At 55.2% G+C, this 23,968-nt stretch carries 28 protein-coding genes; 14 read left to right on the plus strand and 14 right to left on the minus strand.

Annotation, left to right across the window (positions count from 1 at the left end):
* Window positions 1-538: 538 nt before the first annotated feature.
* Window positions 539-694, minus strand: a complete 156-nt coding sequence (locus PLANPX_RS27230) for a hypothetical protein (RefSeq protein ID WP_172991935.1) — start codon at window positions 692-694, stop codon at window positions 539-541.
* A 375-nt stretch (window positions 695-1,069) separates the two neighbouring features.
* On the opposite strand from PLANPX_RS27230, the gene PLANPX_RS08180 reads away from it, so the two are divergent.
* Window positions 1,070-1,714 (plus strand): recombinase family protein, encoded by a 645-nt coding sequence (locus tag PLANPX_RS08180; RefSeq protein WP_152098258.1) that lies wholly within the window; start codon window positions 1,070-1,072, stop codon window positions 1,712-1,714.
* A 202-nt stretch (window positions 1,715-1,916) separates the two neighbouring features.
* Here the strand turns inward: PLANPX_RS08180 and PLANPX_RS08185 are convergent, their stop codons facing one another.
* Window positions 1,917-2,621, minus strand: a complete 705-nt coding sequence (locus tag PLANPX_RS08185) for a Crp/Fnr family transcriptional regulator (RefSeq protein ID WP_152098259.1) — start codon at window positions 2,619-2,621, stop codon at window positions 1,917-1,919.
* A gap of 217 nt (window positions 2,622-2,838) precedes the next feature.
* Between PLANPX_RS08185 and PLANPX_RS08190 the strand changes: the two genes are divergently transcribed.
* Window positions 2,839-3,138, plus strand: a complete 300-nt coding sequence (locus PLANPX_RS08190) for a hypothetical protein (RefSeq protein ID WP_152098260.1) — start codon at window positions 2,839-2,841, stop codon at window positions 3,136-3,138.
* 893 nt (window positions 3,139-4,031) lie between these two features.
* On the opposite strand, the gene PLANPX_RS08195 is transcribed toward PLANPX_RS08190, so the two are convergent.
* The 6 genes from PLANPX_RS08195 to PLANPX_RS08220 form a co-directional block, all read right to left on the minus strand.
* Window positions 4,032-4,400 (minus strand): STAS/SEC14 domain-containing protein, encoded by a 369-nt coding sequence (locus tag PLANPX_RS08195; protein WP_232536331.1) that lies wholly within the window; start codon window positions 4,398-4,400, stop codon window positions 4,032-4,034.
* A gap of 10 nt (window positions 4,401-4,410) precedes the next feature.
* Window positions 4,411-5,052: an ROK family protein gene (locus PLANPX_RS08200; RefSeq protein WP_152098261.1), complete on the minus strand. Its 642-nt coding sequence runs from the start codon at window positions 5,050-5,052 to the stop codon at window positions 4,411-4,413.
* A gap of 54 nt (window positions 5,053-5,106) precedes the next feature.
* Window positions 5,107-5,457: a hypothetical protein gene (locus PLANPX_RS08205; protein ID WP_152098262.1), complete on the minus strand. Its 351-nt coding sequence runs from the start codon at window positions 5,455-5,457 to the stop codon at window positions 5,107-5,109.
* Between the two features lie 87 nt (window positions 5,458-5,544).
* Window positions 5,545-6,264 carry a hypothetical protein gene (locus tag PLANPX_RS08210; RefSeq protein ID WP_152098263.1) on the minus strand — a complete coding sequence of 240 codons (720 nt, stop codon included), beginning with the start codon at window positions 6,262-6,264 and terminating at the stop codon, window positions 5,545-5,547.
* A 58-nt stretch (window positions 6,265-6,322) separates the two neighbouring features.
* The gene (locus PLANPX_RS08215) at window positions 6,323-6,886 is read right to left on the minus strand and encodes a general stress protein (protein ID WP_152098264.1); all 564 of its coding nucleotides are present in this window, start codon (window positions 6,884-6,886) and stop codon (window positions 6,323-6,325) included.
* Window positions 6,887-6,910: 24 nt separating this feature from the next.
* A complete protein-coding gene (locus PLANPX_RS08220) occupies window positions 6,911-7,327 on the minus strand; it encodes a response regulator (RefSeq protein ID WP_152098265.1) in 417 nt (138 codons plus the stop codon).
* On the opposite strand from PLANPX_RS08220, the gene PLANPX_RS08225 reads away from it, so the two are divergent.
* Window positions 7,315-7,569: a hypothetical protein gene (locus PLANPX_RS08225; protein ID WP_152098266.1), complete on the plus strand. Its 255-nt coding sequence runs from the start codon at window positions 7,315-7,317 to the stop codon at window positions 7,567-7,569. The two genes, PLANPX_RS08220 and PLANPX_RS08225, sit on opposite strands and share 13 nt — an antisense overlap.
* A gap of 54 nt (window positions 7,570-7,623) precedes the next feature.
* Here PLANPX_RS08225 and PLANPX_RS08230 read toward each other — a convergent pair whose 3' ends face one another.
* The 3 genes from PLANPX_RS08230 to PLANPX_RS08240 all read right to left on the minus strand — a co-directional run bounded on the left by PLANPX_RS08230 (window position 7,624) and on the right by PLANPX_RS08240 (window position 9,625).
* Window positions 7,624-8,190 carry a hypothetical protein gene (locus tag PLANPX_RS08230; protein WP_152098267.1) on the minus strand — a complete coding sequence of 189 codons (567 nt, stop codon included), beginning with the start codon at window positions 8,188-8,190 and terminating at the stop codon, window positions 7,624-7,626.
* Between the two features lie 263 nt (window positions 8,191-8,453).
* On the minus strand, window positions 8,454-9,152 hold the full coding sequence (locus tag PLANPX_RS08235) for a BON domain-containing protein (protein ID WP_152098268.1): 699 nt from the start codon (window positions 9,150-9,152) through the stop codon (window positions 8,454-8,456).
* A gap of 32 nt (window positions 9,153-9,184) precedes the next feature.
* Window positions 9,185-9,625: a DUF2294 domain-containing protein gene (locus PLANPX_RS08240; RefSeq protein WP_152098269.1), complete on the minus strand. Its 441-nt coding sequence runs from the start codon at window positions 9,623-9,625 to the stop codon at window positions 9,185-9,187.
* Window positions 9,626-9,988: 363 nt separating this feature from the next.
* Between PLANPX_RS08240 and PLANPX_RS08245 the strand changes: the two genes are divergently transcribed.
* The 8 genes from PLANPX_RS08245 (at window position 9,989) to PLANPX_RS08280 (ending at window position 14,948) form a co-directional block, all read left to right on the plus strand.
* The gene (locus PLANPX_RS08245; RefSeq protein WP_152098270.1) at window positions 9,989-10,369 is read left to right on the plus strand and encodes a DUF2294 domain-containing protein; all 381 of its coding nucleotides are present in this window, start codon (window positions 9,989-9,991) and stop codon (window positions 10,367-10,369) included.
* Between the two features lie 143 nt (window positions 10,370-10,512).
* Window positions 10,513-10,857, plus strand: coding sequence for a hypothetical protein (locus PLANPX_RS08250; protein WP_152098271.1), 345 nt, complete (start codon window positions 10,513-10,515; stop codon window positions 10,855-10,857).
* 293 nt (window positions 10,858-11,150) lie between these two features.
* A complete protein-coding gene (locus PLANPX_RS08255) occupies window positions 11,151-11,783 on the plus strand; it encodes a DUF4142 domain-containing protein (RefSeq protein ID WP_152098272.1) in 633 nt (210 codons plus the stop codon).
* A 291-nt stretch (window positions 11,784-12,074) separates the two neighbouring features.
* Window positions 12,075-12,743 (plus strand): BON domain-containing protein, encoded by a 669-nt coding sequence (locus tag PLANPX_RS08260; RefSeq protein WP_198421858.1) that lies wholly within the window; start codon window positions 12,075-12,077, stop codon window positions 12,741-12,743.
* 179 nt (window positions 12,744-12,922) lie between these two features.
* Window positions 12,923-13,381: an Hsp20/alpha crystallin family protein gene (locus PLANPX_RS08265; RefSeq protein WP_152098274.1), complete on the plus strand. Its 459-nt coding sequence runs from the start codon at window positions 12,923-12,925 to the stop codon at window positions 13,379-13,381.
* Between the two features lie 226 nt (window positions 13,382-13,607).
* The gene (locus tag PLANPX_RS08270) at window positions 13,608-13,877 is read left to right on the plus strand and encodes a hypothetical protein (protein ID WP_152098275.1); all 270 of its coding nucleotides are present in this window, start codon (window positions 13,608-13,610) and stop codon (window positions 13,875-13,877) included.
* 58 nt (window positions 13,878-13,935) lie between these two features.
* Window positions 13,936-14,364, plus strand: coding sequence for a universal stress protein (locus PLANPX_RS08275; RefSeq protein WP_152098276.1), 429 nt, complete (start codon window positions 13,936-13,938; stop codon window positions 14,362-14,364).
* A gap of 155 nt (window positions 14,365-14,519) precedes the next feature.
* Window positions 14,520-14,948: a hypothetical protein gene (locus tag PLANPX_RS08280; protein WP_152098277.1), complete on the plus strand. Its 429-nt coding sequence runs from the start codon at window positions 14,520-14,522 to the stop codon at window positions 14,946-14,948.
* Between the two features lie 91 nt (window positions 14,949-15,039).
* Here the strand turns inward: PLANPX_RS08280 and PLANPX_RS08285 are convergent, their stop codons facing one another.
* The gene (locus PLANPX_RS08285) at window positions 15,040-15,744 is read right to left on the minus strand and encodes a DUF1003 domain-containing protein (protein ID WP_152098278.1); all 705 of its coding nucleotides are present in this window, start codon (window positions 15,742-15,744) and stop codon (window positions 15,040-15,042) included.
* A 112-nt stretch (window positions 15,745-15,856) separates the two neighbouring features.
* Here PLANPX_RS08285 and PLANPX_RS08290 point away from each other — a divergent pair, with 112 nt between their 5' ends.
* Together PLANPX_RS08290 and mgtA are read left to right on the plus strand one after the other, a co-directional pair.
* Window positions 15,857-16,615, plus strand: coding sequence for a hypothetical protein (locus tag PLANPX_RS08290; protein ID WP_152098279.1), 759 nt, complete (start codon window positions 15,857-15,859; stop codon window positions 16,613-16,615).
* Between the two features lie 64 nt (window positions 16,616-16,679).
* Window positions 16,680-19,217 carry a magnesium-translocating P-type ATPase gene (mgtA, locus tag PLANPX_RS08295; RefSeq protein WP_152098280.1) on the plus strand — a complete coding sequence of 846 codons (2,538 nt, stop codon included), beginning with the start codon at window positions 16,680-16,682 and terminating at the stop codon, window positions 19,215-19,217.
* A 37-nt stretch (window positions 19,218-19,254) separates the two neighbouring features.
* Here the strand turns inward: mgtA and PLANPX_RS08300 are convergent, their stop codons facing one another.
* Window positions 19,255-19,872 carry a rhomboid family intramembrane serine protease gene (locus tag PLANPX_RS08300; protein ID WP_172991936.1) on the minus strand — a complete coding sequence of 206 codons (618 nt, stop codon included), beginning with the start codon at window positions 19,870-19,872 and terminating at the stop codon, window positions 19,255-19,257.
* A gap of 180 nt (window positions 19,873-20,052) precedes the next feature.
* On the opposite strand from PLANPX_RS08300, the gene mprF reads away from it, so the two are divergent.
* Window positions 20,053-22,593, plus strand: a complete 2,541-nt coding sequence (mprF, locus tag PLANPX_RS08305; protein ID WP_172991937.1) for a bifunctional lysylphosphatidylglycerol flippase/synthetase MprF — start codon at window positions 20,053-20,055, stop codon at window positions 22,591-22,593.
* Window positions 22,594-22,627: 34 nt separating this feature from the next.
* Here the strand turns inward: mprF and PLANPX_RS08310 are convergent, their stop codons facing one another.
* Window positions 22,628-23,824: a diadenylate cyclase gene (locus PLANPX_RS08310; RefSeq protein ID WP_152098283.1), complete on the minus strand. Its 1,197-nt coding sequence runs from the start codon at window positions 23,822-23,824 to the stop codon at window positions 22,628-22,630.
* Window positions 23,825-23,968: the final 144 nt, after the last annotated feature.

Raw genomic sequence — 23,968 nt, forward strand, 5'->3', positions numbered from 1 at the left:
CGATCCATTCGGGCGCTCGCGGGAGACAAGTCTTGACATAGATAGACTAGGGGCGTTTTGGCGATTATTTCAGAAATCGAGAACTTTTGTCCGTAATACACGTCCGGGAGTTACCGAGTTACTCAGCGAAAACGGTGCTGAGTAACTCGATTTCACGCACACGCCCACAGCAGAAACGCGTAAAACCCTTATTTATTTAGAAGATAGATAAATAGAAGCAAGAAAATATCATAAGCAGTTACCGAGTTACCGAGTTACTCACCACTTCACGTATAGGAGAGTGAATTATTTTTTCCTATATAGCGATGTGGGGCCGAGTAACTCAGTAACTCAGTAACTTTTCAGATTCTTCTCGGATTTTCTCGATTAAGCTGGCCCTCGCCACCCGTTAGGGCTGAGTAACTCAGTAACTTTGTAGTGCTGAACTTCGCGCCACAGGCCAAAATAGGCCCTGAGAGAAAACCGCCTCTCAGGAGCCGCACCCGCGCCTCGCATCGCACGAGCGGCCCTCGTAGGCGTCATGGTGGCATTCTGCGACTCAGAGGATCATGTCGTCATCAATAAAGCGATCGCCGCGTGGGCTGGTGACGACGGACGCGGCGATCGCCAACTCCACGACTGAGCGACGCGTTAGCGGGTTCGTAAGCACCGCCTTAAGAGTGACGAGGTTGGCTCGCGCGAAAGCGACAGCCAAGTCGGTATTCCTTCGCTCATTCACGGCGCGCCGAACGTCACATCACGGCGCCAATTTCCGACGCACTGCGCGAATGCACCACTCTCGCGCGGTTGTGCGCGGTTGACTCAAACCGAAGGTTTAAGCCGCTATCGCTCCGCCGCCCAATCGACCAGCCGCTCTCATCGCTCAGCTCGGCATCGGCGCCTCGACCGTCGCAGACCGCCATCGGACGATGGTCGTGCCGACGCTGGCGCCAATCGTGGTCAACGCGGCAACTCCGATCGTGGCGCCGATATCGTACCGATGACTCCTGTATCGCGACAATTCTCTCGTTACATCGCTTCAACGTTCGTTGATGCGATGTAAAATTGAGTATCACCAAGGGGAGGTAACATGAAGATCATCGTCTATTGCCGTGTTAGTACCCGCAAGCAGGAAGCCTCAGGCCTCGGTCTGGAGGCTCAGCAAGCCGCTGTCGTTGCTTACGCTCAGTCCAACGCGGCAACCATCGCGTCAGAGTTCATCGAAGTAGAAACTGGCAAGCGAGCCGATCGACCCGAGCTGGCCCGAGCTATTGCCGCGTGTCGCCGCCAACGAGCGACGCTTGTGATTGCTAAGCTCGATCGACTGGCGAGAAACGTCGCGTTCGTGGCGAATCTGATGGAGGCACGTGTGTCCTTCGTCTGCTGCGACAATCCGAATGCTACGCCTTTAACGATTCATATCCTCAGCGCTGTGGCCGAAGACGAGGCCAAACGTATCAGCCAGCGGACCAAGGACGCGCTGGCCCGAGCTAAGGCCAGAGGAACAGTGCTCGGCAAACCTGCCAACCTGAATGGGATCGCACGGTGCAAGGGAACGGCGGCCAACATACAGGCAGCTCAAAGGCACGCAAGTCTAGCTCTACCTCTCGCACGTAAACTCCGTGACGCAGGTGAGACGCTCGCAGCGATTGCGAATCGATTGACGGATGATGGTATCCTCACACGCACAGGCAGAGCGTGGAGTGCGACGAGCGTGATGAGGTTGCTTGCGTGACGGGAGGGGGTGGGGTCAAATTAGACAACGACAACCGAATAGTAAAGGCCCGCTTTCGCCCAGCCCCTTCCTCGCTGATTGCGCAACTTCCCAGAGCACTGACGCGTCAAATGACGATGGGTTCTCCCACCCATCTGCTCGCCATCGAGTAAGCCATCATCGTTTGCAATGCTTTCGTCGAAGCGGCGTGGCGCACGGTCCATTAGCCCCCCAACGGCCCGAGTAAGTTGTTATATTGCCGTTGGATCGTGCGAAAACACTCGCATGACGCGGATTTCAGGCCAGCAGCGTTGATGATCCGCATACTCCTACGGCCGCGGTGGATCAGTCCGCGTTGCTGCAACCCTGCGGACGCTTCAGTGATTCCCGCTCGCCGAACGCCCAGCATCTCAGCGATGAACTCGTGCGTTATTTCAAAGTCATCTGACTGCATGCGATCGCGACACTCCAGCAGCCAACGCGCCAATCGCTGTTCGATGGTGTGGAGGCGATTACACGCCACGTTCTGCGAGAGCTGGGCGATATAAGCCTCAGTGTATTTGAGCATGATATTCCGCACCGCTTTGTCATTGTCAAACTCTGCCAGCAGACGCTGGGCGTCGATGACAATGGCAGTTCCCGCGAGTTGGCAGATGTACATCGTCTGAGTGGTCTCATGTCCTCCCATGAAGGCGTTGAGTCCCACCATTTCCCGGCTTCCGACGATTGCCACCTCGACCGTCTGCAACTCCATCATCGTTATAGTGACGGATATCAGGCAATCCAACGGGAAGTAAGCCTTTAGTATCTCTGCGCCAGGCTGTTGGAGAATCTCACCGTGCGCAAGTTTTAACGTACGCGCGGTATCTGTCAGTCGAGTACGAGCGACGCCGGGCAAAGCGGCCAGCAATTGATTGTCTGGGGCCATCGAAGTGTCTTGAGGTGTGTGACCGCGTGATCAAACTACGTCTTCTTACGAATGTAACGTCACGCGCGATGAACAGGAGGCTCTGGCATTGCGTTTCCGTACGATATCGTACTAAGTATTAAACTGAGTTGGACTAAACTGAGCAGTTAACTGATTGCTCGTAACACCGACCTAAGTGATGTTGGAGAGGAGAATCGGACGCACTGGACTTAAGCCAATGAAGGCCGCCGACCCTGTCGATATCGTCGCTTCAAACGAGTCAGATGTCTCCGCTGAACAATCCGTCGCCTCGGATTCCCCGCCCGAACATTCCGCCGATGTTGGCGGGAGATTGATCGAGGCGCGCAGCGTAACCGAGGCGGCGGCGCTCAATATGGCTGGTGCAATTCTCGACGAAACCGAGCCAAAGACCCATAAAAGAGAGTTGATACAGTCACTGTCGGAATTGCTCGAAGCTTATGGACTTCTCAGAGCCGCTCGTACGTTACGAGAAAGATATATTAGAGAGACTGACTGAAACGGCCCGCCGAAATCGAACGCCACTGGCTCTCGTCTCACAAGAGGCGATGTTCAACCACGAGCGAATCAGACTTCAGCACTCTCCTGATTTGTTGACGGTCTCAGGTAGACGCTTTTCCACCTGGGAATTTGAAGGCATTGGTCGGACTATGCCCAAGTTGTTCTCTCACTGTTATATACCTCCCATGTCTTCACTGGATCGAGAGTAGTAGGCAACTCACGGTGCGCCTTAGGCAGCTTCAGCGCGGCCCTGACGCATGAAGTCTCCTGATCACCTCGTTCAAAAGCCGTTGATGCCTTCCTAGCGAATACCGTTGGCACGCGTCCTTAATGAGGTGCAGCCGGCCGATCGTCATCGTACTGGCATTTGATGGATCCACCTCTATCGACTGTGCATCAGTCAGCAGTGCGCGGTCTTCATCTGAAGCACAGGCGATCTTCCTATCGCCAATGTGAATCTGGTGGAGATGGAAGTTGTTTGACATCAGTCTGTCCATCATAGATGCGGCTATGGGTGCGTAACCAATTGCCGTACTCCCTTTAACGGAGGGCCTGAAGCCGCGAGCGATAATCTAAAAAAGGAGGTAACAGTCGAAGGACAATTTCTTCCTTCCACGATGCAGCCGCTAGTTGTCGTACAATTGACGTTTGTCGTCGAGTCACCCAGGAACTCATGAGTTCCTTTTAGCAGAATTCGGGGCGCCATAGCGATGGGTTTGACCGTATCGAGAACGGACGAATGAAAGATGGGCGTCGCACAACTCAAGGTCATGCGACGCCCGAGCACCCCTTCGCCAGTAGCCGCGGGCCTCGGAAGCAGGCCCCGGCGGTTGCTCCTGCGATGAAGGGGTATGAGACTTATTATTCGGAAAGGCGGGGCGTTACACATCATCAGGCGCCACTCTTGAGCCAACGCATCGCATTGTCGTACTCGGATTCCGAAAAGTGCTTGACTTCGGGATGCACGAGTTGGGCAATGAGCTTCGACATGCCGGTTAAGAATTCGCTATCGCTGACGAGAGCGAGCCTCCGGACCTTTTGATGATGGTCCTCAATAAAGCGGATGTGTGCGACAAATGAATCAAGGCTGGCCCAACCCGGAAAACTTTCCGCGTGGATCATCAGACCGGCTAGTGAGCCATGCATCGCGATGTACGTTTCGACTTCGCGGGCGAGGATTGAAAAATCATTTAATTCGAGCGGGCCCGACGGAGTGAGAATTAAAATGCCCTCGGCTGTCATCAACTGATGCTTGATCATCGAAGCTTTCCTACCATAATCGAAAGCCGCCAATAAATGCGCCATTGCTGTCGCCAGCCCGGCAACCTGGTGGAAGCTTTTTTAGCTTATGGACGTTGCCGCCTCCGAGCACCACGTCATCTGGTTCAAGTGCGTCGACGAGCCGAGGTACTATGTCCCGTACATAATGTTGCCAATTCTCATCTCCTAGACGTTCGTATCCGCGGATGCCTAAGTAGTCTTCGTACGTTGTTGATTCATACGGAAGGCGGCCTAGCTCCATTGGTTCAACGATGCCGTTCACGATCATGGCGGAGCCGAGGCCTGTTCCTAATCCCAGGAAGAGCATCTTGCCGCCCTGGTAATCGCCGATCGCTTGCATGGCCGCGTCATTAATCACTTTGACAGGACGCTGGAATGCGGCTTGAAAGTCGAAGCCGACCCACCCTTCGCCGAGATTATGCGGCTCTGAAACAGGCTTTCCTTGGCTTATGACACCGGGGTAGCCGATTGATACTGCCTCGTACTTCCAACCCTCGGCTGCTTGCAATACGCCAGCGACCATTTGATTAGCGGTCATTAAGGGGCCAGAGGCAAACGATCGCGGCGCCTGCTCTCCCGTGGCAAGTATCTTCACCTGATTTCCGCCTATATCGACGACCAGAATTTTCATGATCCGACACTCGACTCTCCATCGGTTATCTGGGGAAAAGCTGAGTAGCTTGCCTTAGGCGAGGTCGTCCCCCGTCGCATTGTCAATATAATGTTGCGAAGCGGGCGATTTGGCGCAATCCGCCGGACGGTCCCCGCTCAATCCATCGCAACTCACTACTTTCACGCGATTATCGATTCGCTGAATGTCGTGAAGACTGCCGATCAACTGCTGCAGCAGCTGCTTGAGGTAGTAGGTCGGCACGACGCCTTCGATGACGAGGAGATCGTCTGCGTGACTGAACGTGAACCCATCGACTCGACCCGCAAAGTGAACCGAGTTGGACAAAAGGTTCCGCACCTCATCTTCCACATGATGCGAACTGTGTTCCGATAATTGCGATTGGGCGATTGCTTTTGTATCCATCGAGCTTCCTATATTCGAGTGCCCTGACAGACTGCAAATAAACGACTCCGGCCGCAGGCTAGACCTTTGCGGCCGGAGGAGCAGCGTCTAAGACTTGGCGACTTTTGCCGCTTTGACCATCTGTTCTCCCAGATCGTGAATCGCTTTCTCGATCTGCTGCAGGTCCTTACCCAGATTGTCATGCTGAACGGTAGCCGATTCGGAAGTTAATTTGCCGTGCCTGTAGGTTCTCGTGATGACTTCCTGAACATCGGGACCAAACTCAACGTGCGCCGAGTTCGCGGCATGCTGAAGATAGGCTGCCGCCAACTCCAGATCGTGCCCTGCGTCCGCATCATTGTTCTTTCCTTGCGCGTCCTTAGCGCGACTGTAGTGCCAACCGGCGAGTGCCTGAGCCGCCTTTCCAAGTTCTCCGTCGAGTTTCTCCGCCGCCACGATATCCCCGGATCGGATGTCCTTCGCCAACGTCGATAGCTCACTGGCAACGCTGGTCAACTTTTCCTTATCAGCGGGGGAGGCAGTGCTTTCGGCTAATTTCAACCAACTGGTCGCTTTGTCGATTTCGTTTGCCGCCGCGGATTCCTCATTACGACGATAGTGAGATCGCGCCATATCGAGGGAGCGAAGCGGCTCAAAGCGCAAAGGGCGCCAAACTTCCTCTTCAACAATGATCCATCCCGGCGAGGCTGGCGGCTTTTCGCCTTTCGTCGCAGTCGCTGCCGGAGCCTTGGGCGCCTCGGCCGCCGAGCATAGGGTGCTGCTCGCGATAAGGGTGAATACCGTCAACGTCAACTTTGTCGAGTTCATCACGTTCTCCTGATAGATGTGGAGGAAACGACCGCGATTGGCCACTCAAAAGGTTCGACTAGCCCATAACAGCGATGGGTTCAGCATGGACTTTGAGTTCCGATTTCCTGAGGCGACTCCTGGCTGACGCCACCTCGTTCGGAGTGCCGTGGACGATCAAGAGGTACCTGCCGGCCTTGAGGTCCAACTCGTATTGCAGGACGCTATCCTTCGGAATCCCTATGCTGACGAGCGCAGCTCCTAGAGCGCTCAAGCCCCCGACGACCACGGCGCCCTCCAAACCGGCAACGATCCAACCGACTAACGGTCCTGCGATCAGCACCGGCCCTAGGCCGGGAATGATCAAAAAGGCCCAACCGAGAAGCATTCCCCAGATCCCTCCCCAGAATGCGCCCATCGCCCCCCAGGCTTTCATGCGATTGCCTACGTTGTAGTAGCCGACGACATGCTCATCCGTGGCATAATCTTTGCCGATGATCGAGAGCTTCTTCATGTCGAAGCCGCTTCTCTGAAGTTCGCGAACCGCTTCTTCCGCTCTTTCGTGCGAGCGGAACACGGCTACGGCCGTTTCCGCATCAGAAGCTGCGATCTGTTCTGGCTGTTCTGGATTTCGAAGGACCATCTGATCGTCTCCTTATTTCCATGATTATTGTGCGCACTCTACCTTCGCCGAATATGGCGAATCGAAAGGCAGATACTCGTCAACGCCTCGCTCACATGCGTGGGTGATCATCCCTTCTAACAGGGCCAGTACGCATGGCTTCGTGATAACTCCGAACGCCCCTTCTTCTCTGGCTCTCCACAAGGGATAGTCATAGCCTGAGAGAATAATGACCTGGAGGTCAGGCTGCATTCGTTTCATCCGCCGCATCAATTCGATGCCATCCATTCCCGTGAGACTCAGATCGAGCAAGGCGATTTGAATCTCGCGCCGACTGATGACGGCTAGAGCTTGTTGCGGAGTAGACGCCCCCGCGACTCGGTAGCCTCGTCGATGAAGAAGTTGCGTCATCGCGAATAGCAGATCAGGTTCGTCATCCACAACTAACAATGAACAGGTCATTCGATTTTCCCTTCGATGATTTTTCCGTTAATCCAGAAACAGGCGTTGCGCACCTCTACCGCGACCAACTCCCTCAGTCGCTTGACGTTCTCCTGCTCTTGCAACTTCATGTCGCTCCACAACTTCTTCAATCCCTCTCGCTATTCGGCGTTGGCAAGATACTGGTCATAGCGACTCATCGAATTGCGGCGACGGCTCAGCTCGTGGATCAGGTCATGATCGTGATCGCTGCAGCCAAATGATTCGCCCAAGTGAAAATGGGCCTGGCTTCCCTGCCGACGCGGCGAGAGAAGCGACTATTTCTTGACGACGATGGAGTTCTCAGCCGCTGCTTTGGGCGGCGTCACGCCTTGCGACTTCATAATTGAATCGTGAGCTTCGCCGGCCGTTGCGGCGGCCTTCTGCACCGCCTCGGCCTGCTCGGCAACTTTGGCGGGTGCTGGTTTCGGCTTGGCAATCTCCGACTTCAATTCAGCGACGTGCTTGGCGGCTAGCGCATGCTGCTGATGAATGGCCGCCAGATGATCCTTCGCTGCTGCTTTCTCGGCGGCGGTAAGGGAGGCCTCAAGCTCGGTGAGCTGCTTTTCCGCTGCCTGGAGTTGGTGTTCAATCTCGTTCACTTGATCGATCGCGACCGGCTGGGAGATCTCGGTGTTGCTCGCCGCATGATACATGGCATGCTCATGAAGAGTTCCGGCGTACTCTCCAGTGTGGCGATGCCGCAAGTACATCGCGTGGTGACGATACTCTTGCGAGGTACCCTTAATGGCTTGACCAGGCTTGCTCAGAGGGTCCACGGCGTTCGCACTGGCGCATGCAGTAACGCAGAACGCGGCCGCGAGTAGGTACGAAAGGTGTCGCATGTTAGTTTCTCCTAAAGAACTATGGTTCTGGAACACATCGATTGAAGGGTATGACACGGCTGCAACGCTTAGCGTGCGATGGTCGTCTGTGTCGAATTCCGTCGTGAGACGCTTGGGCAGCACCTGAGCGGCGGCATCTAGGGCCTCACTACACTAATGACTTGAGTCGCCAATGCTGACCAACGCGGCGACAAAAATCCCAACCAGCAAGATCAAGACTAATGGCAGAATGCTCATAATGTGTTCGAGGTTCTTAAGGTGCATCATCCGTAGCTCGCAGCGCCGATGTTCAACTCATTGTCGACCCAAGTTACTCCCGCCGCTCCCCAGGCGATTCGCTCCGCCTCGCTAGACTCCGACCAAGAATCAACATCGCCTTGAAGTGTGATTGCGCCGCTTTCAGCGCCCACGCGCACATGATCGTCCGCTAACCATGCCCTTCTCCGGAAGGCGGCTTCAATCTTCTCTTTGATATCCGTCGAATGAGGAAGAAGGTGAAGCTCGATGCGATTGATAATTCCTTGCACGCCGATTAGGTTGCACACCGCTTGATGAGCTTCCCGCCGCTGGAACTGCCAATCAACGCATCCTTTCAAGGTGATCCAGCCGCTGCGAACTGCCGCTTGAACGTTGCCGACAAGTAGCGAAGCTCGCCATCTAATCGCATCTGCCGCGGCGCCAGAGATTTCTCGGTCGCTTCGCCAATCTACCTGCGACAGTCGCACCTCAAGGTCATTAATGACTCCCATGACTCCAGCTATCGATTTTGCAAGACGCTCGGCCGCCATATTCTCTGCGTACGTTGGCGAATCTCCCGTCAGCTTTACCACGCCGCCGATAGACGCGACGCCAATGCGATCAGCGCGTACGCTCGGGTCCCAATCCAATTCGTCCCTCACATCCTGGCGCAGCTGTGAATCGCAACGCATCGAGTGATTCCATTCACAATTGATATAACGCATCTTTCACCATGCCGAATTCGGATCGCTCAGCATCAATTCGCAGGAGTTTGTACTTCGTTGCCAGCGACCGGCGGAGCAAGCAAGTAGACTTGCACCATCGCACCCGACGTAAATGCATGAATCACGGTTCCCGTTGACGTATCGACCTCGGCGGCTGCCTCGCGCACTTCTCGCCCCGTGATACGGGCAATTTCGCGTCGCATTTCGTCGTCACTGCTCGCGAATAGCCTGCGGTGATACTCCTGCACCTGCGCCATTCCCTCTGGAGTTTGCGCCAATGTCTTCTCCGCCGGCGACAGCGCGTCGAGTAGCGTCACCACGAGCGTGTCCTCTCCCATCACGACGGTAACAGCCTTGGGAGCGTAGCCGGTACGCTGCTGTTGCATGGCCTTGGCTAGTTGCGCGATCTGTTCTGCAGCTGATAATTCGGACGGGGGCACGGTGGAGCATCCCTTGGTTATTGGCCGCGTCATTGCGGTTAATAACGAAAAAAGCCGACGTGCCCGAATGCCACGAAGGCATTCCAACACGTCGGCTTACTGGTTAACGAGCCTTTCGGGCCTACCCGAACTGCTCTTTATCTAGTCTTCCGATGACTGAGTTCATTCACTTGGCAGGCGAAACGCTGTGCGCGAGATCGGTGCTTGTGCGATTGACTCAACGAACGAACTGTAGACCAGGTGACACATAATAGATACCCCCCAACTAGTTATACTTTCTTGTAACCTGGCGCTTTGATTCCCTTAGTCCGGCGTGTAGTCTGCATTATTCGATTGTCCGACCGCCGACGAGAGCGATGAAACGACGCAGAACGGCAGTCATCTGTGAGTGTTATCATGAAATCGATCGGAGAAATCGAAGCAGGGATTTGCGAAGGAATCTCGCGTTTTGAACTGGAATACATGGGGCGTGGCCCGAAGGACATTCGCGCACATCTATTGGGAGATGTCGTTATCGTTCGACTTCAAGGCGTACTAACCGCTGCGGAGCAGCATCTGGTGGCATCGCTTCCTGCTGAGAAAGGACGGGACCTGCTGAAGCAGGTCCGCACACACTTAATCGAGACTGCGCGACCAGTGATGGAGGCGATGATTGAGACAGTGACTGAAGTGAAAGTGGTGTCTTTGCACCACGATATCAGCACAAAGACGGCTGAGGAGATTCTCGTTTTCACCCTCGTCACTGCTCCTGAATGCCGCGAATCGAAGAAGCGATAGGCTCGTCACTCGCTAACCCTCGATAATTACTCGGACGAGTTGCATTAAATAGATGCAATGTGGCTGATTAGTACTTACGCCCCGAAGAAGCGAGCGTGACAATCAGCGTTGTCTCATGTCCCCCGTGATGGAGGGTCGTCGACATGCATCAGAACCACTTGATTTGCGCTAGCGATGAATTTGAAGTGTTCTTAACCGGTGAGATGGTCGCCTGCAGGTCGCTCGAAGACGCCGTGGCCGTAAAAGCCGCTGATGACATCCTGTCCGGCAATGATCTTACCGCGTATCAAGCGGTCTATCTGGAACGTTTGGTTCGGGTTCTACTCGGATACGGCCGGGTGCGCGCCGCATGCTTGCTGAGCGGCAGCTTCATTGGCCTGCTCTCTCAGTGCCTCACGGCTCTGCCATATGCCGAAGTGACAACCTGCGAGTTGGCGCCGTCATCTGAGCAAGCGGTTCTTGCCGATGCCGTGAAGAGCATCATCTGATCGTCTAAAGATCATTGCGACTCGCTTCGCATCACATCGCGTTTCGGATGTGCACTCTATTTCGCTTAGCGACATGGAGCTATGAGTCGTCTATAGATTCGCTCGCCAACAGCAAAGGCACGTGCATTGCGGAGTCTGTCATCGCGGCAAGGCTTGTCTCATATCGTTACCGCCAGAAGCACGATGTTACAACTTCACGCGGTAGATTGCGATGTCAATGAAAGGAGTTGCTAAGGATGAGCTGTTGCTAATTGATACGAAACACCCTAGTAAATCAGTGGAGTTCAATCGAAATGAGAATCACAGCCATAGCGGTATTGGGATCGTTACTATGCTTCGCAGGCGCATTGAAGGCGACGGCAGCTGACGAGACGGGACATGAGGGCCTAAGTCACGAGATTGCGGCGTGCATGCTGCTTGGAAATCAGGAAGAAGTCGCGCTCGCCCAGTTCGCGGAGCAGCATGCCGATCATGCTCAAGTGAAGGAGTTTGCCAAGGCATTGGCCGCCGCGCATACCAGTGCGATTGCGAGCATCAAGAAGGCGGTTCCTGAGGTTGCAGATCTGCAGCTCACGGCCAATAAGGGCGGCAAGGCGACGGCGGCGCATCAACATCAGGCCCTCGCACTATTGCAGCAAGTCAAGAGCGAATGCCTAGCTCTTACTGAGAAGGAACTCAGCGAATACAAGGGCAATGAGTTTGACCAGGCCTTTATCGGCCAGCAAGTTGGGGCTCATATTGGCATGCTCGCCCACCTGCGGGGTAGCAAGAACTTTGCTTCGCCTGAACTCCAGAAGGTGATCTCGGAGGCCGAGAAGACGACCGAGGCTCACATGGCCGAAGCAAAAAAGATCATGAGTCAGCTTAGAGCGAATGCGGCGACTACGGCTCGCGTGGGTCAGCGTCCCGCAGCGCGGGCACGTTAGACGAAGGCGATGAATTTCCGGTGCGGCGCTAGCGCGTCGCATCGGGCTTTTACACAATCAAGGTCGCGCCGCCGAAGGATGATGAAGCATTGGCGATCGTGCGGATGCGACCACAATCAGCGTTCTGCGTGCGTAATCGCTCTGCCTCTAGTGGGGGGGCGCGAGATGATGCAAGTTGCGATTGCCGGGAAACAAGAAGATCGCTGCGATTGCAACCTTCCAGGTATGCAATTTGCCGCTCACCTAAGTGGATCGCACGAAACAACTCACGCTTTAATGAAGGACCATACGATGAAGACCGACTCTCAACTGAAACGCGACGTAATCGATGAATTGGAATGGGAACCAAGCATCGAATCGTCGCACATCGGAGTCGCCGCCAGCCAAGGGGTGATCGCACTGACAGGCACGGTTTCGCGTTATGAGGAGAAGACGGAAGCAGAAAAACTCGCCAAGTCGATTGCTGGCGTCAAGGCGGTCGCCAATGACCTAGAGGTGAGGCTTCCGGGGGCAAGTGAACGTAACGACCCGGAGATTGCGGCCGCAGCGCTAAATGCTCTTAAGTGGAGCACCTCAGTTCCCAACGACAAAGTGCAAGTCACGGTCCGAGATGGATGGGTTACGCTCGACGGAGCCCTTGATTGGCAGTATCAGCGGCAAGCCGCGCAAGAAGCCGTGTGCTGCCTGATTGGGGTCAAGGGCGTCACTAATAACACGACAATCGAAAGCAAGCTGAAACCCAAGGCCGCTGACGTAAAGAGCAAGATTGAAGCGGCCTTCAAACGCAAGGCAGAGATCGACGCCGGGCACGTTCGCGTCGATACGACCGGCGGCCTCGTGAAGCTCAAAGGCAACGTCGACAACTGGTCGGAGTTCACCGAAGCGGAGCGAATCGCTTGGGCCGCCCCTGGCGTCGTTGCAGTCGACAATGAACTGACAGTAGGGGCGGGCAACGTTTAGAGGCAGGAGCCGTGGGCGAGGTGCACATGTTCAGTCCTCAGATTGTGATGTTTCTAATCGTGGCGAGCTTCGTCGCCACGCTGGTCGCGATCGCCCAGTCGTGTCGCTAATAATTTCAGTTTGGGTCAACCAACGGCGCGAGCAGAAGAAGCTGCGTCAGCTACTTTAAGGAAAAAACGATGACAACTGCAATTTCGAAGAGAGAGCCTCGCGCGGTGAAAGCATGGGAGCCGATGCAGGCTGTACGCGAAGAGTTCGAAGGGCTATGGAACCAACTTATAGGCGAACGCGCCCCCGGATGGTTCGCCATGCAAATGGCGCCCGCGCTTGATCTTACCGAGACGGCAAAGACCGTCGAGGTGCGAATGGATTTGCCCGGATTTACGACCGATGAGATCAACGTCCAGCTGAACAACAATGTCCTCACCATCAGCGGCGCCCGCGAAGAAGAACAGAAAGAAGATGTGGCGACGTTCCATCGCATCGAGCGCCGCAGCGGCAGTTTCTCCCGATCCGTCGCACTACCGACTCACGTCGTCGAGGAGAAGGTCGACGCCAAGTTCCGAAACGGCGTCCTCGCCGTCACGCTGCAGAAGTGCGCCGATGAAAAGTGTCGCAAGATCAAGGTACATGAGTAGGATGCCAACCGTCGCTGCGACGTGCCACCGCAGCGACGGTCCTTTCTGGCGTGAGTTATAGAGTGGGAGTAATGACGCTACGACGGAGGCTTGAACGATGACGCAGAACCTATAGGAAACGACGCATCAAGAGCACCTCGACTGGCGTTCCGAAAACGCCCTGAGGCGAGACGAAGTACGAGCGTGGCAATACGAATTCTACCTTGTCAAGACGGAAGTACCTCGATTGGAATCGGCGTTGACGGCTCATGACCGGGCGTTGACTGAACAAGCAACGGCCATCTTTCAGTACGACGAACTGCTCAGCAAGGAAGAACATATCGTCGCAGTGAAGCAGGGTGACTGCGACGAGCAGCCTCCCTTCGCTGATCACCATGCTCACGAAGTGACAGTGCATCAGGTCCAGGAAGAACGGCATGAGCGGGTCAAGCGGCATCATCGCGCCGTGATGCTGCAGTGGCTGAAGCTCATGAAAGCCTTAGAGTCGCCGATGTGAATCGCATCCGCGCCCGTGGTTTCAATTCAAATAGCGCCAGTGCAGTTGGACGAATCACATGAGGGATTTTCATGACTGTCAGATCATTGCACCTGTCGATTTCTCCGAAGAATCAGACAGGAGCCTGAGAACAGCGATTGAACTCTCGGGCGATTCGACTCACGTCACCGTCGTTCACGTGATGGCGCCTTTTGTGTTTGCCGAGCCGCTCATCATCGGCGATGCGATGAGCGATGAGGCAAATCGCCACGAACTGCTAACTGCATTAAAAGCGAGGTACGCGGACTCCATATATCACGGCGTCAACCTGAGAGTGATTACGGGAAATCCTGGAATCGAGATTGTCCGAATCGCGGCGGACCTAAAAGCAGGGCTGATCGTCATGCCGTCGCATGGCTGGACCGGGCTCAAGCATCTCCTGTTGGGTTCGGTCGCCGAACGAGTGGTTCGTACCGCGAATTGCCCGGTGCTGATACTGCGAAAGTGACGGCCTATCACGAGCGTGATCAAGAGGCGCCACGGCCCTTGGGCTGCGTCTGAATGATTTCCGATTGTCCAAAACAGACGGAATAAAAAACCTAAAATCCCAATCAAGAATGAACAGAAGGCGCCCGTCGAGGCTGCCAGAGAGGAAGCATTGCCATGTCAACTCAAGCAGGGCTGTGGATTGATCATCAACGCGCCGTCGTCGTCTTGCACTCCGACGCTGAGCAGACGATTCAAACGATCCCCTTCGACATTGGACAGCAGATCCGAACTGTGCGGGGGTCGCATCCTCAACACCCTTGCAAGCCGGGGGTGTTCGTTGCCGAAGATAAGCTTCAACGAAGGCAGGAGAGGGACCTTAACGCATTCTATGATGATGTGATTGACGCGATTCGAGGCCGTGAATCCGTCTTGATCTTCGGCCCTGGCGAGGCGAAGAGCGAACTCTTGAAGCGACTTCACGCCAAGAAGCTCAATGTCTTGGTTGAGCTGGAATCAGCTGATGACATGACCGAACATCAGATTGCTGCGAAGGTGAAAAGTCACTATTCGAGAGCTTCAGCAACCAAAGCTAGAACCCCGTAGTCTAGCACGGCATTCGGTGTTCCGTCATTGGAATCACTTTACCGAGCGATTGGCGCGGCATACGAAGGACGCTTTGGCTTCATTGAACTGCTCATCGCTTGTTCTTGCTGCAGATCTCCGTCATCAGTTCGACCTCCATCTGCTGGATCTCCATCATTCGCTCCCATTGGTGAGACATCAGTTCATCCAGTTTCACGTGAAGATGGCGAATTTCGAGTTCCGCTTTGAGATTGATGCGGTAGTCGTGTTCAGCACGCATCCGATCTCTCGCCTCTTGGCGGTTTTGGCTCATCATAATCACCGGAGCCTGGATCGCGGCGATGAAGGAGAGAACAAGGTTAAGGAGGATAAAAGGGTAAGCGTCAAACGCCTCGTTGCGAAGGACAACGGCATTGACGCCGATCCACGTGGCCATGCCGGCTGCAAATACAATCAGAAACGTCCAGCTGCCTCCGAAGGCAGCGAGCTGATCGGAAAGCCTGTCGCCGAGCGTTCGCTGTCCTGCAAACTCTTCATCGACGTTCTCTGTAAGCAGTTCATGCTCACGCAGGCTATCGACCACCTCCTGCTCCAGCGCTGACAATTCGCCCCGTTCTGCCGTCAGCGATTTCTCGATTTGAGTCGCGCGATAGCGATTCAGGTCGTCCAGGCAGATATACTGATCCGTGCTCCATTGCGGATGGTCGGCCGTAATGAGGGCTGCGATGGGGGCTCTAACGAGATCTCCTGGCATCATATGCGAAGTTGGTTTTGAAAGACCGCAGGCGACGCATTTCTTGAGCGAGGGATGATTCATGTCGGAGACTTTCAGTTTGAACAACGAGGTCTGGAGTCCGCAACGCGCGCGATTGAAGTAGACGGCGCGAGTAGATCGACGACATTTACGAATGTGCAGGGGTGACGTGCCGATGAATCAAGGCGATCGATCTCGATCATTGTCAAAGAGTATGCTTGCGATCGTTCTGACGAAAGTCGTGGTCACGATCATCGTAGTTGTTGGTGGTGAGCGATTCGCCCCCGCCGGCGAATCGGGCGATCAACGATGTTGCGTCTCAAGTTCGGCCTGGGTCCTGATGTCGCCGGCGGGATCGTCGCTCGCGGCCACACTTGATCAACTTGATGTCGAACATCGGTGGCTTCGCAGCGACTTGCGAATCGCTTGGCGTACAGGCAAGCCAATAGCCAGTGATTTGGAAAAGGACCAGACTCCTCTCGCGGAAAACGAAACCCATTGCAGTGCCTTTGCGGCAGCTGCCGCCGACCACTTGGGCGTTTATCTACTGCATCCGCCGGAGCACTCGCACGTCCTCTTGGCCGACGCACAATTCGATTGGATTTTGAGTCCTGGCGGCCGAAAAGCTGGCTGGCAATCCGTGAGCGGTCCGCTTGCCGCACAAAAACTGGCCAACTCTGGTTCGCTCGTCGTTGCCGTATTCAAGAACTCGGATCCCAAACTGCCTGGGCACATTGCTGTCGTGAGGCCGAACGAAAAGCGAGTCATATGCGTCGAAGCCTGCGGGCCACAGATTACGCAAGCGGGTTTTGACAACTATCGCTCAACTGATCTGGCCACTGGTTTCGACCGGCACTCAGGTGCGTGGTTGCCTGAGGGAAAGGGACAAGTGCGGTTCTTCTCGCATCCGCTCGATCGCGCTCGACGGCCATAGCTCGGAACGTCGCTCTCACTGTCGCGGACAATACGCCGCGGACCACACGCAAACGTAACACGTAATGAACGATAATCCGCAAGACACAGCTTTCTGGGCTTCGACAGTTGATCAGCAGATGCTGTGGCTGCAAAGCACTCGCTACGGGCTTTCGGCACTCGTTGCAGAGGATCGCTATCGATCACAAATAGCGCGACGACCCGTGCGGAAGAGACATCGGCGCCTGAGGCTGTTTCTTTCACAATTTAAGAGCCCCATCACACTTCTTTTGATTGGAACAGCGACGCTTTCGATCCTCTTGCATGATCATGTTGACGCCCTCATCGTCTTGATAATTGTTTTTGCAGGAGCCTTTTTAGGTTTCTGGCAAGAGTGGGGGGCGGCCGGCGCGTTGGAGAAACTCTTAGCGCTCGTGTCGACGAAAAGCGTTGTTCTCAGAGACAGCCGACGAATCGAGATTCCGACCGATCAGGTCGTGCCAGGAGACGTGGTTGAATTGTCGGCCGGGACGACGATTCCTGGTGACTGTCTGCTCATCGAATGCAGTGAACTGCATGTCGACGAAGCGACCCTCACCGGCGAATCGTTTCCTGTAGAGAAGCGGGCCGGAGTTGTTCCCGCCGATGCCTTACTTTCTCAGCGAAGCAATACGCTCTTAGCGGGAACCCATGTGGTTAGCGGGTTTGCTCAGGCGCTGGTGATCCAGAACGGATCTGCCACCGAGTTCGGCCGCATCTCTCAACGGCTTGAACTTCGTCCTCCCGAGACGGAGTTCGAGCGAGGCATTCGTCATCTTGGAAATCTACTTCTTGAAGTCACGATGGCATTACTCGTCGTGATTTTCGCCGCCAATGTTTTGTTCAAGCGCGACGTACTCGAAGCATTGATGTTCGCCTTAGCGCTCGCTGTCGGGCTCACGCCCCAGTTGCTCCCGGCGATCATCAGCGTCAATCTCGCACAAGGCGCTCGACAAATGGCCAAGCTCAAAGTGATTGTCAAGCGATTATCGTCCATCGAGAACTTCGGCAGCATGAACGTACTTTGCAGCGACAAGACAGGAACGTTGACGACGGGAATTATTAGCGTCCACTCAGCGCTAGATCCTGCCGGAACCCCCTGCGACGCCACTCTTCGCGCTGCTGCCATCAATGCATGGCTGCAGGCCGGCTTCGCCAACCCAATCGATGAAGCCATCCGCAAGCAACAGACTCTCGACGCCACTTACCGAAAAGTTGACGAGTTCCCGTACGACTTTATTCGTAAGCGGCTCAGCGTTCTCGTAGAGTCTGACGGGGAATACTTGCTCATTAGCAAAGGCGCAGTTGATAACGTGCTTAGCGCCTGTTCGAGCGTGAAGCTGAGCGATGAGTCGTGCGGTGAACTGTCGACTTACGAGGGGGCCGTCCACCGTCAGTATTGTGAATTGAGCGCACAGGGCTTTCGCACGTTGGGCATCGCCGAATGCCGCTATGGCGCGAGTTTGCCTGGCGGCGAGCGGACCAACCAGATGGAACGCGAGATGACCTTTCTGGGGTTTCTGGTGCTACAGGATCCACCCAAGGAAGGGATCGCGGATACGATCTCTCAAATCAATGGGCTAGGGATCACACTTAAGATGGTCACTGGCGACAATTCCCACGTGGCGGAACATGTTGCGAAGCAGGTGGGGCTCGCCACGTCGTCCATACTGACCGGCGGCGATCTACGCCAACTTAGCGACGAAGCACTGTTGAGTCGTGTTCGCGACACGGATGTCTTCGCAGAAATTGAGCCAAATCAGAAGGAGCGAATCATTCTGGCGCTTCAGAAGGCCGGTGAAGTCGTCGGTTATTTGGGGGATGGGATCAATGATGCGACCGCCTTGCATGCCGCGGACGTTGGCATTTCGGTAGATCAGGCGGTCGATGTCGCCAAGGAAGCGGCCGACATCGTCCTCCTAGAACGCGACCTAAATGTATTGGTGCAGGGAGTCCGTGCGGGGCGAGAGACATTCGCCAATACGCTGAAGTACGTCTTCATGGCAACGAGCGCCAACTTCGGCAACATGTTCAGTATGGCCGGAGCATCGCTGTTCCTGCCATTTCTACCGCTCTTGCCCAAACAGATTCTGCTGCTGAATCTGATGACCGACTTTCCCGAAATGGCGATTGCCAACGACCGCGTGGACGATGAGCTTCTTGCCGTTCCCCGTCGCTGGGATATCGCGTTTATCCGGAGATTCATGATTGTCTTCGGACCGCTAAGCTCTCTCTTCGATTTCGTGACGTTTTGCGTTCTATTGAAGATGGGCGGTAACAAAGAACTGTTTCGTACGGCGTGGTTCTTTGAATCACTCATCTCCGCATGCCTTGTCGTTGTAGTCGTACGCACGCGGCGTCCATTCTGGAAAAGCCAACCTGGTCGGCTCTTGTCGTTGGCCAATGCGTTGATGATCAGTGCCGCTTTCATCTTGCCATTCTTGGCGTGGACAGGCACGCTAGGCTTCGTGCCGCTTCCGCCCACTCTCATTGTTGTGCTAATGACAATTGTTGCTGCCTATGTCGGCTCAGTTGAAGTTGCCAAACGCTGGTTCTATCGCTCGGCAATCAACGCCAACAGTTAGTGACACGCCAAATTCGCCTCGTGTTAGCGGCGAACTTTCAGTGTGGGCGGTAATTCTTATCAACGAAAGCCGATACAATCGCTCCTAGCATAAATGCGATGAGGTGCGCGAGATCGGCAGGAAGGCTTTCCGCCAGATCGCTTGACGAGTGGAGCGACCACGCGATGCGCAACGCAGTCACTAGCAGAACGATGGAAATGGCAAGCGTGCGATACCTCATCGGCCGAGCCAGCAATACTCCCAGGCAGCCGTAGTAGCCGGCAGACGGCCCGATGTCATGCGCTGCGTGCAGCGAGTCACCGATCGGATGCCCTATCGACCTCAACGGTGCGATCACTAGCAGATACTCAGAAAACAGCGTCGCTACATGGACGCCAAAGAATACAGCAGCTGTCCTGAGGGAACCAATGTACCGTTCCGTCGTTCCGACGATCGCTGTGAGCATTAGAAGCGACGCCCAGAACGCACTGGCGCCTTTCGTGAAAAATATCGAGGTCAAGAAACGCGGCCACTGAAAGAAGTCGGGCAGATGACGAGGCGCATAACCGAAGCGGTGGAGCAGATCGTCAGACAACGCCAAACGATGCGTGTTCGAGTACCAAGCGACAGTAAGCAATGCGACAGCGGTCACCAAGGTGAACGGGTAGCGTCGCACTACTTTTTGAGGGGATGTCACAAGCTAAAGTGTACCATGAGGCGGCGAGATGTCGCCGGCGGCTCACGAGCCGCCAATCGAGACGCAAGGTACTCCATGTCATTGACAGTTAAGGATGCTGCAACGGTAGACGCTCCACTGCCGGATCAACGGCATGTTTGGGTACGTCGAAGTCGCAGATTGGCGCCGATTTTGGCTGTCGTGATCTTCGTCACCGTTGCTTGGCTACTCTACCGTAATCTTCGTTCATATAGCATTGAAGAAATCCGCCAATCTTTTCTGCAAATCCCCCGCAGCAAGATCTATCTCGCAGCGGCATTAACGGTTGCCAACTACCTTTGCCTAGCGCTATTCGACCGACTGGCATTCAAAGCAGCCGGCGTTAAGTTATCGACGGGCAAGATTGCTGGCGCCTCGCTGGCGGGCTATGCCGCATCGTACAGCTTTGGGGCACTCTTGGGCGGCGCGTCGATTCGGTACCGCCTCTACTCGACGTGGCGACTGACGGCAAGCGACATCTTAAAAGTGATGTTGATGATTGCGATCGGCGGCTGGAGTGGAATGCTTACTGTCGCGGCGGCGGCGTTCTTGGGCACGCCACTCAGTTCGGGCAGCTACGCCACGTCGTTGCGTCTAGTAGGCGTCTGTTGCGCCAGCCTCGTCGTTGCCTATCTTGTGACAACGCTCGTTCGTAAGCAACCTATTCGATTTGGGCACTACGCAGTGCAACTTCCTCGCTTTCGCGTGGCTGTGGCCCAAGCAGTGGTCTCCACGACTGAATTAACTCTCGCGGCGGCCGCCTTGTGGATCCTGCTCCCGGACGAATTGAGCATTCCCTTTCGCGTCCTCCTAGCCGGTTACATGATGGCGGTATTCGCCACGATTGCTTCCCACGCGCCAGGGGGACTAGGGGTTTTTGAGCTGGTCGTATTAAGTTATGTCATCCCGACGAAATCACCCGCCGCGGTCGCGGCCCTCGTTCTCTATCGAATTATCTACTACTTCATGCCATTAGCAATTGCCGCAGTAGGCTACATAGCATTCGAATGGCGTAGACAGAAGGAGCGCTTGCTGAGAACGACAGCGAAAGCGTCGCGATTGATATCGCCCGTTGCGCCCTGGATGTTGTCGGCGCTCGTCTTTCTTTGTGGACTGATTCTGCTGCTCAGCGGCGCGACTCCAGTCGAGCATTCGCGTCTCACGCTTATTTCTCAGTGGCTGCCCATCCATGCGGTAGAGATGGGCCACCTCATCGGCAGCGTCGTCGGCACGCTACTGCTCGTGTTGTCGCACGGTCTTTCGCGACGATTCGATTCGGCATGGTGGACTTCGATGGTGCTCGTGAGCATTGGAGTCGTGGCCTCGCTAATGAAGGGAATCGATTGGGAAGAAGCAGGCATACTCGTAGTGGTGCTGATACTGTTGGCGATGTCGCGATCCAGATTTTACCGTCGCGGGGCAATGCTGCACTCGGTTCCTTCCGCCAAGTGGTGGGTAGCGGTTGCCTTAACCCTGACGGCTACCATTTGGCTGGGCTCGTTCGCTTACAAGCACGTCGAATACTCCAATGATCTATGGTGGCATTTTGCGTACGACGCGAACGCTCCCCGATTCCTGCGCGCCAGCCTGGTCGCCGCAACAATTCTGCTTGTGCTCGCGTCCATATCTCTGCAAGGAAAGTCACGAGAGATCCCGCCGCTTCCGACAGTCGATGAGATCTCACGAGCGACAGAGGTGGTCGCGCATCAGTCTTCTACAGAAGCTAATTTGGCCTTACTGGGCGACAAATCGTTATTGTGGAGCGATGACCGAACTGCTTTCGTGATGTTCGCCGTGCGCGGGGCGTCATGGATTGCGCTTGGCGACCCCGTAGGCCCCATTGAGCAGCATGAAGAACTTGTGTGGCGTTTCCGAGAACTCGCCGATAGTCACGGCGGGCGGACGGTCTTCCATCATGTGCCCGCAATGAGTCTCCCGAGCTATCTTCAGGTGGGATCGGTTCCGCTAAAGATCGGTGACGCCGGACAGGTCGCCTTAGAGTCCTTCTCATTGGACGCTCCTAAGCTAAAGTCGCTTCGACGCGTTCACATGCGTTTTGAACGACAAGGGTTCCAGTTTCACGTTGTTCCGGCTCATGAAGTGCGATTGTGGTTACCGCAGTTGCGGCTTATCTCCGAGGAATGGCTGGCCGCCAAACACACGGCTGAGAAGCGGTTCTCTCTGGGCTTCTTCTCGGAGGATTATCTTTGCCGATTACCAATCGCCCTGGTTACGAAGAACGGCGACGCGCTTGCGTTTGCCAATGTGCTCGTGACTAACGGCCGAGAAGAGCTGTCGATCGACATGATGCGGCATTGCAACTCCGTTCCAAATGGCATCATGGACTACCTATTCGGAAGCCTGATGTTGTGGGGGAAAGAGCAAGGTTATAAGTGGTTCTCGCTCGGAGTCGCGCCGCTTTCTGGATTAGACAGCCGGCCTCTGTCGCCACTCTGGAATAAGATTGGCAATGCGCTTTATGAGCATGGCGAGCATTTCTACAATTACGAGGGGCTGCGTCAGTACAAAGAAAAGTTCTCCCCTCAGTGGCAGCCAATGTATCTTTGCTATCCGGGCGGGTTTTGCCTTCCGCAAGTACTCATCGATTTCGCGGCGTTGAACTCTGGAGGCATTAGGGGCGTGGTGAGTCATCGTGGCAGCAATCACAATCAGCGTGAATGAGCGACACCGCGCGCTGAAATGACTGGTATAGACGCTAATCCCTCGTCATTGCCCTTTCGCTAGAAGAAAGTTGGACTTGAAACTCGCTCGGATCGACGTGAATGACCTTAAGATCAGAAGGGTAGATGCAATTCTTCGAGGTCAGGGCAATATTGGATGTGCCTGCTTCGAATCCCTGTAGATTGACTCGTACTTCCAAAGTTTTGGGCGTCAGCAGGGCGAACGCTGGTTCTGAGCCGGTGTGCATCACCCGGACGCTATCCGGAGCGTCGTCATTCACAACCAAGTTTGTGGGGACATTGCGAAACTCTAGCGGAACGGCAAAGCTCCTCTCGATCGTATCAGCGTGACTCGCGTAGAGTGCCCACGCAATCGCAGCAATCGCCACTGCGGCGACTTTCAACCCCAGTCGGCCAACGAGTGGCCCCGCAAATCGAGGGCGATTTGGCGCAGGGTATTTCTCCTTGAGAAAGGCATCGATTCGCTGCTTTAGTTCGATCGGGGTGGTCACCGGGTGAAGTGCTCCGCCATAGGCAACGCAGATCGCTCCTCGTTCCTCCGAAACGATGACGACCAAGGCATCGGCGATCTCGCTGAGCCCGAGACCTGCGCTGTGCCTCGTTCCGCGGCTTCGAAGTTCACGCAGATTGTTTGACAGCGGCAGATGCGCAGACATGCGTACAATTCGGCCATCTTGCACGATGACGGCGCCATCATGACCTGGCGTGCGGGGGTCAAAGATGCTTTGCAACAGCATGACATTCACGGGCGCAGAGAGGTTGATTCCTCCCTTCAGTACAGAATCGAGAGCATCACGACCCTGAATCACGACCAGGACGCCAACTCGCTGTTCTGCGCTCTTGGCAATGAAATCAATTAGCTCGTCGATCGGTCCGCTCGTCAACCAATTCTCGGCGCGCCCGCTGCCTCTCCATCGCCAACGCAAGAGGATCGCGCGACGAATGTCTTCCTGGAATGCGATCCCGAAGAGGACCAGGAGGCCCAGCGCTGCCGAGCGCAACGCCAATTCCGTCAGATAGAGTTCAAAAGCACTTGCCGCCAGGTAGACGCCAACGAGCCCAGCCGCCGCGAGCAGCAGGGTTCGATTATGTGTTGTCCACAGCAGGTAGAGCACCGCGTAGACGAGGACCGAGGCAATGGCAATATCGACGGCATCCATCGCCCCAAACGACTCGATCGACTTCTCAATAGATAGCGCAAACCCGAGCATACCGCCTCGAATGGCCGATGTACCAAAACTACCGGTCTAGGTAATTGTGCGCACTGGCGGTTACAGACAGATCTGATCGCAATTAATGAGGCAGCACTGTTGTTGGACAGCTTTCTTGGAACGGACTTCCGCGGTTTGTGCGAT

It is taken from the genome of Lacipirellula parvula, from assembly GCF_009177095.1.
Classification (GTDB): Bacteria; Planctomycetota; Planctomycetia; order Pirellulales; family Lacipirellulaceae; genus Lacipirellula; species Lacipirellula parvula.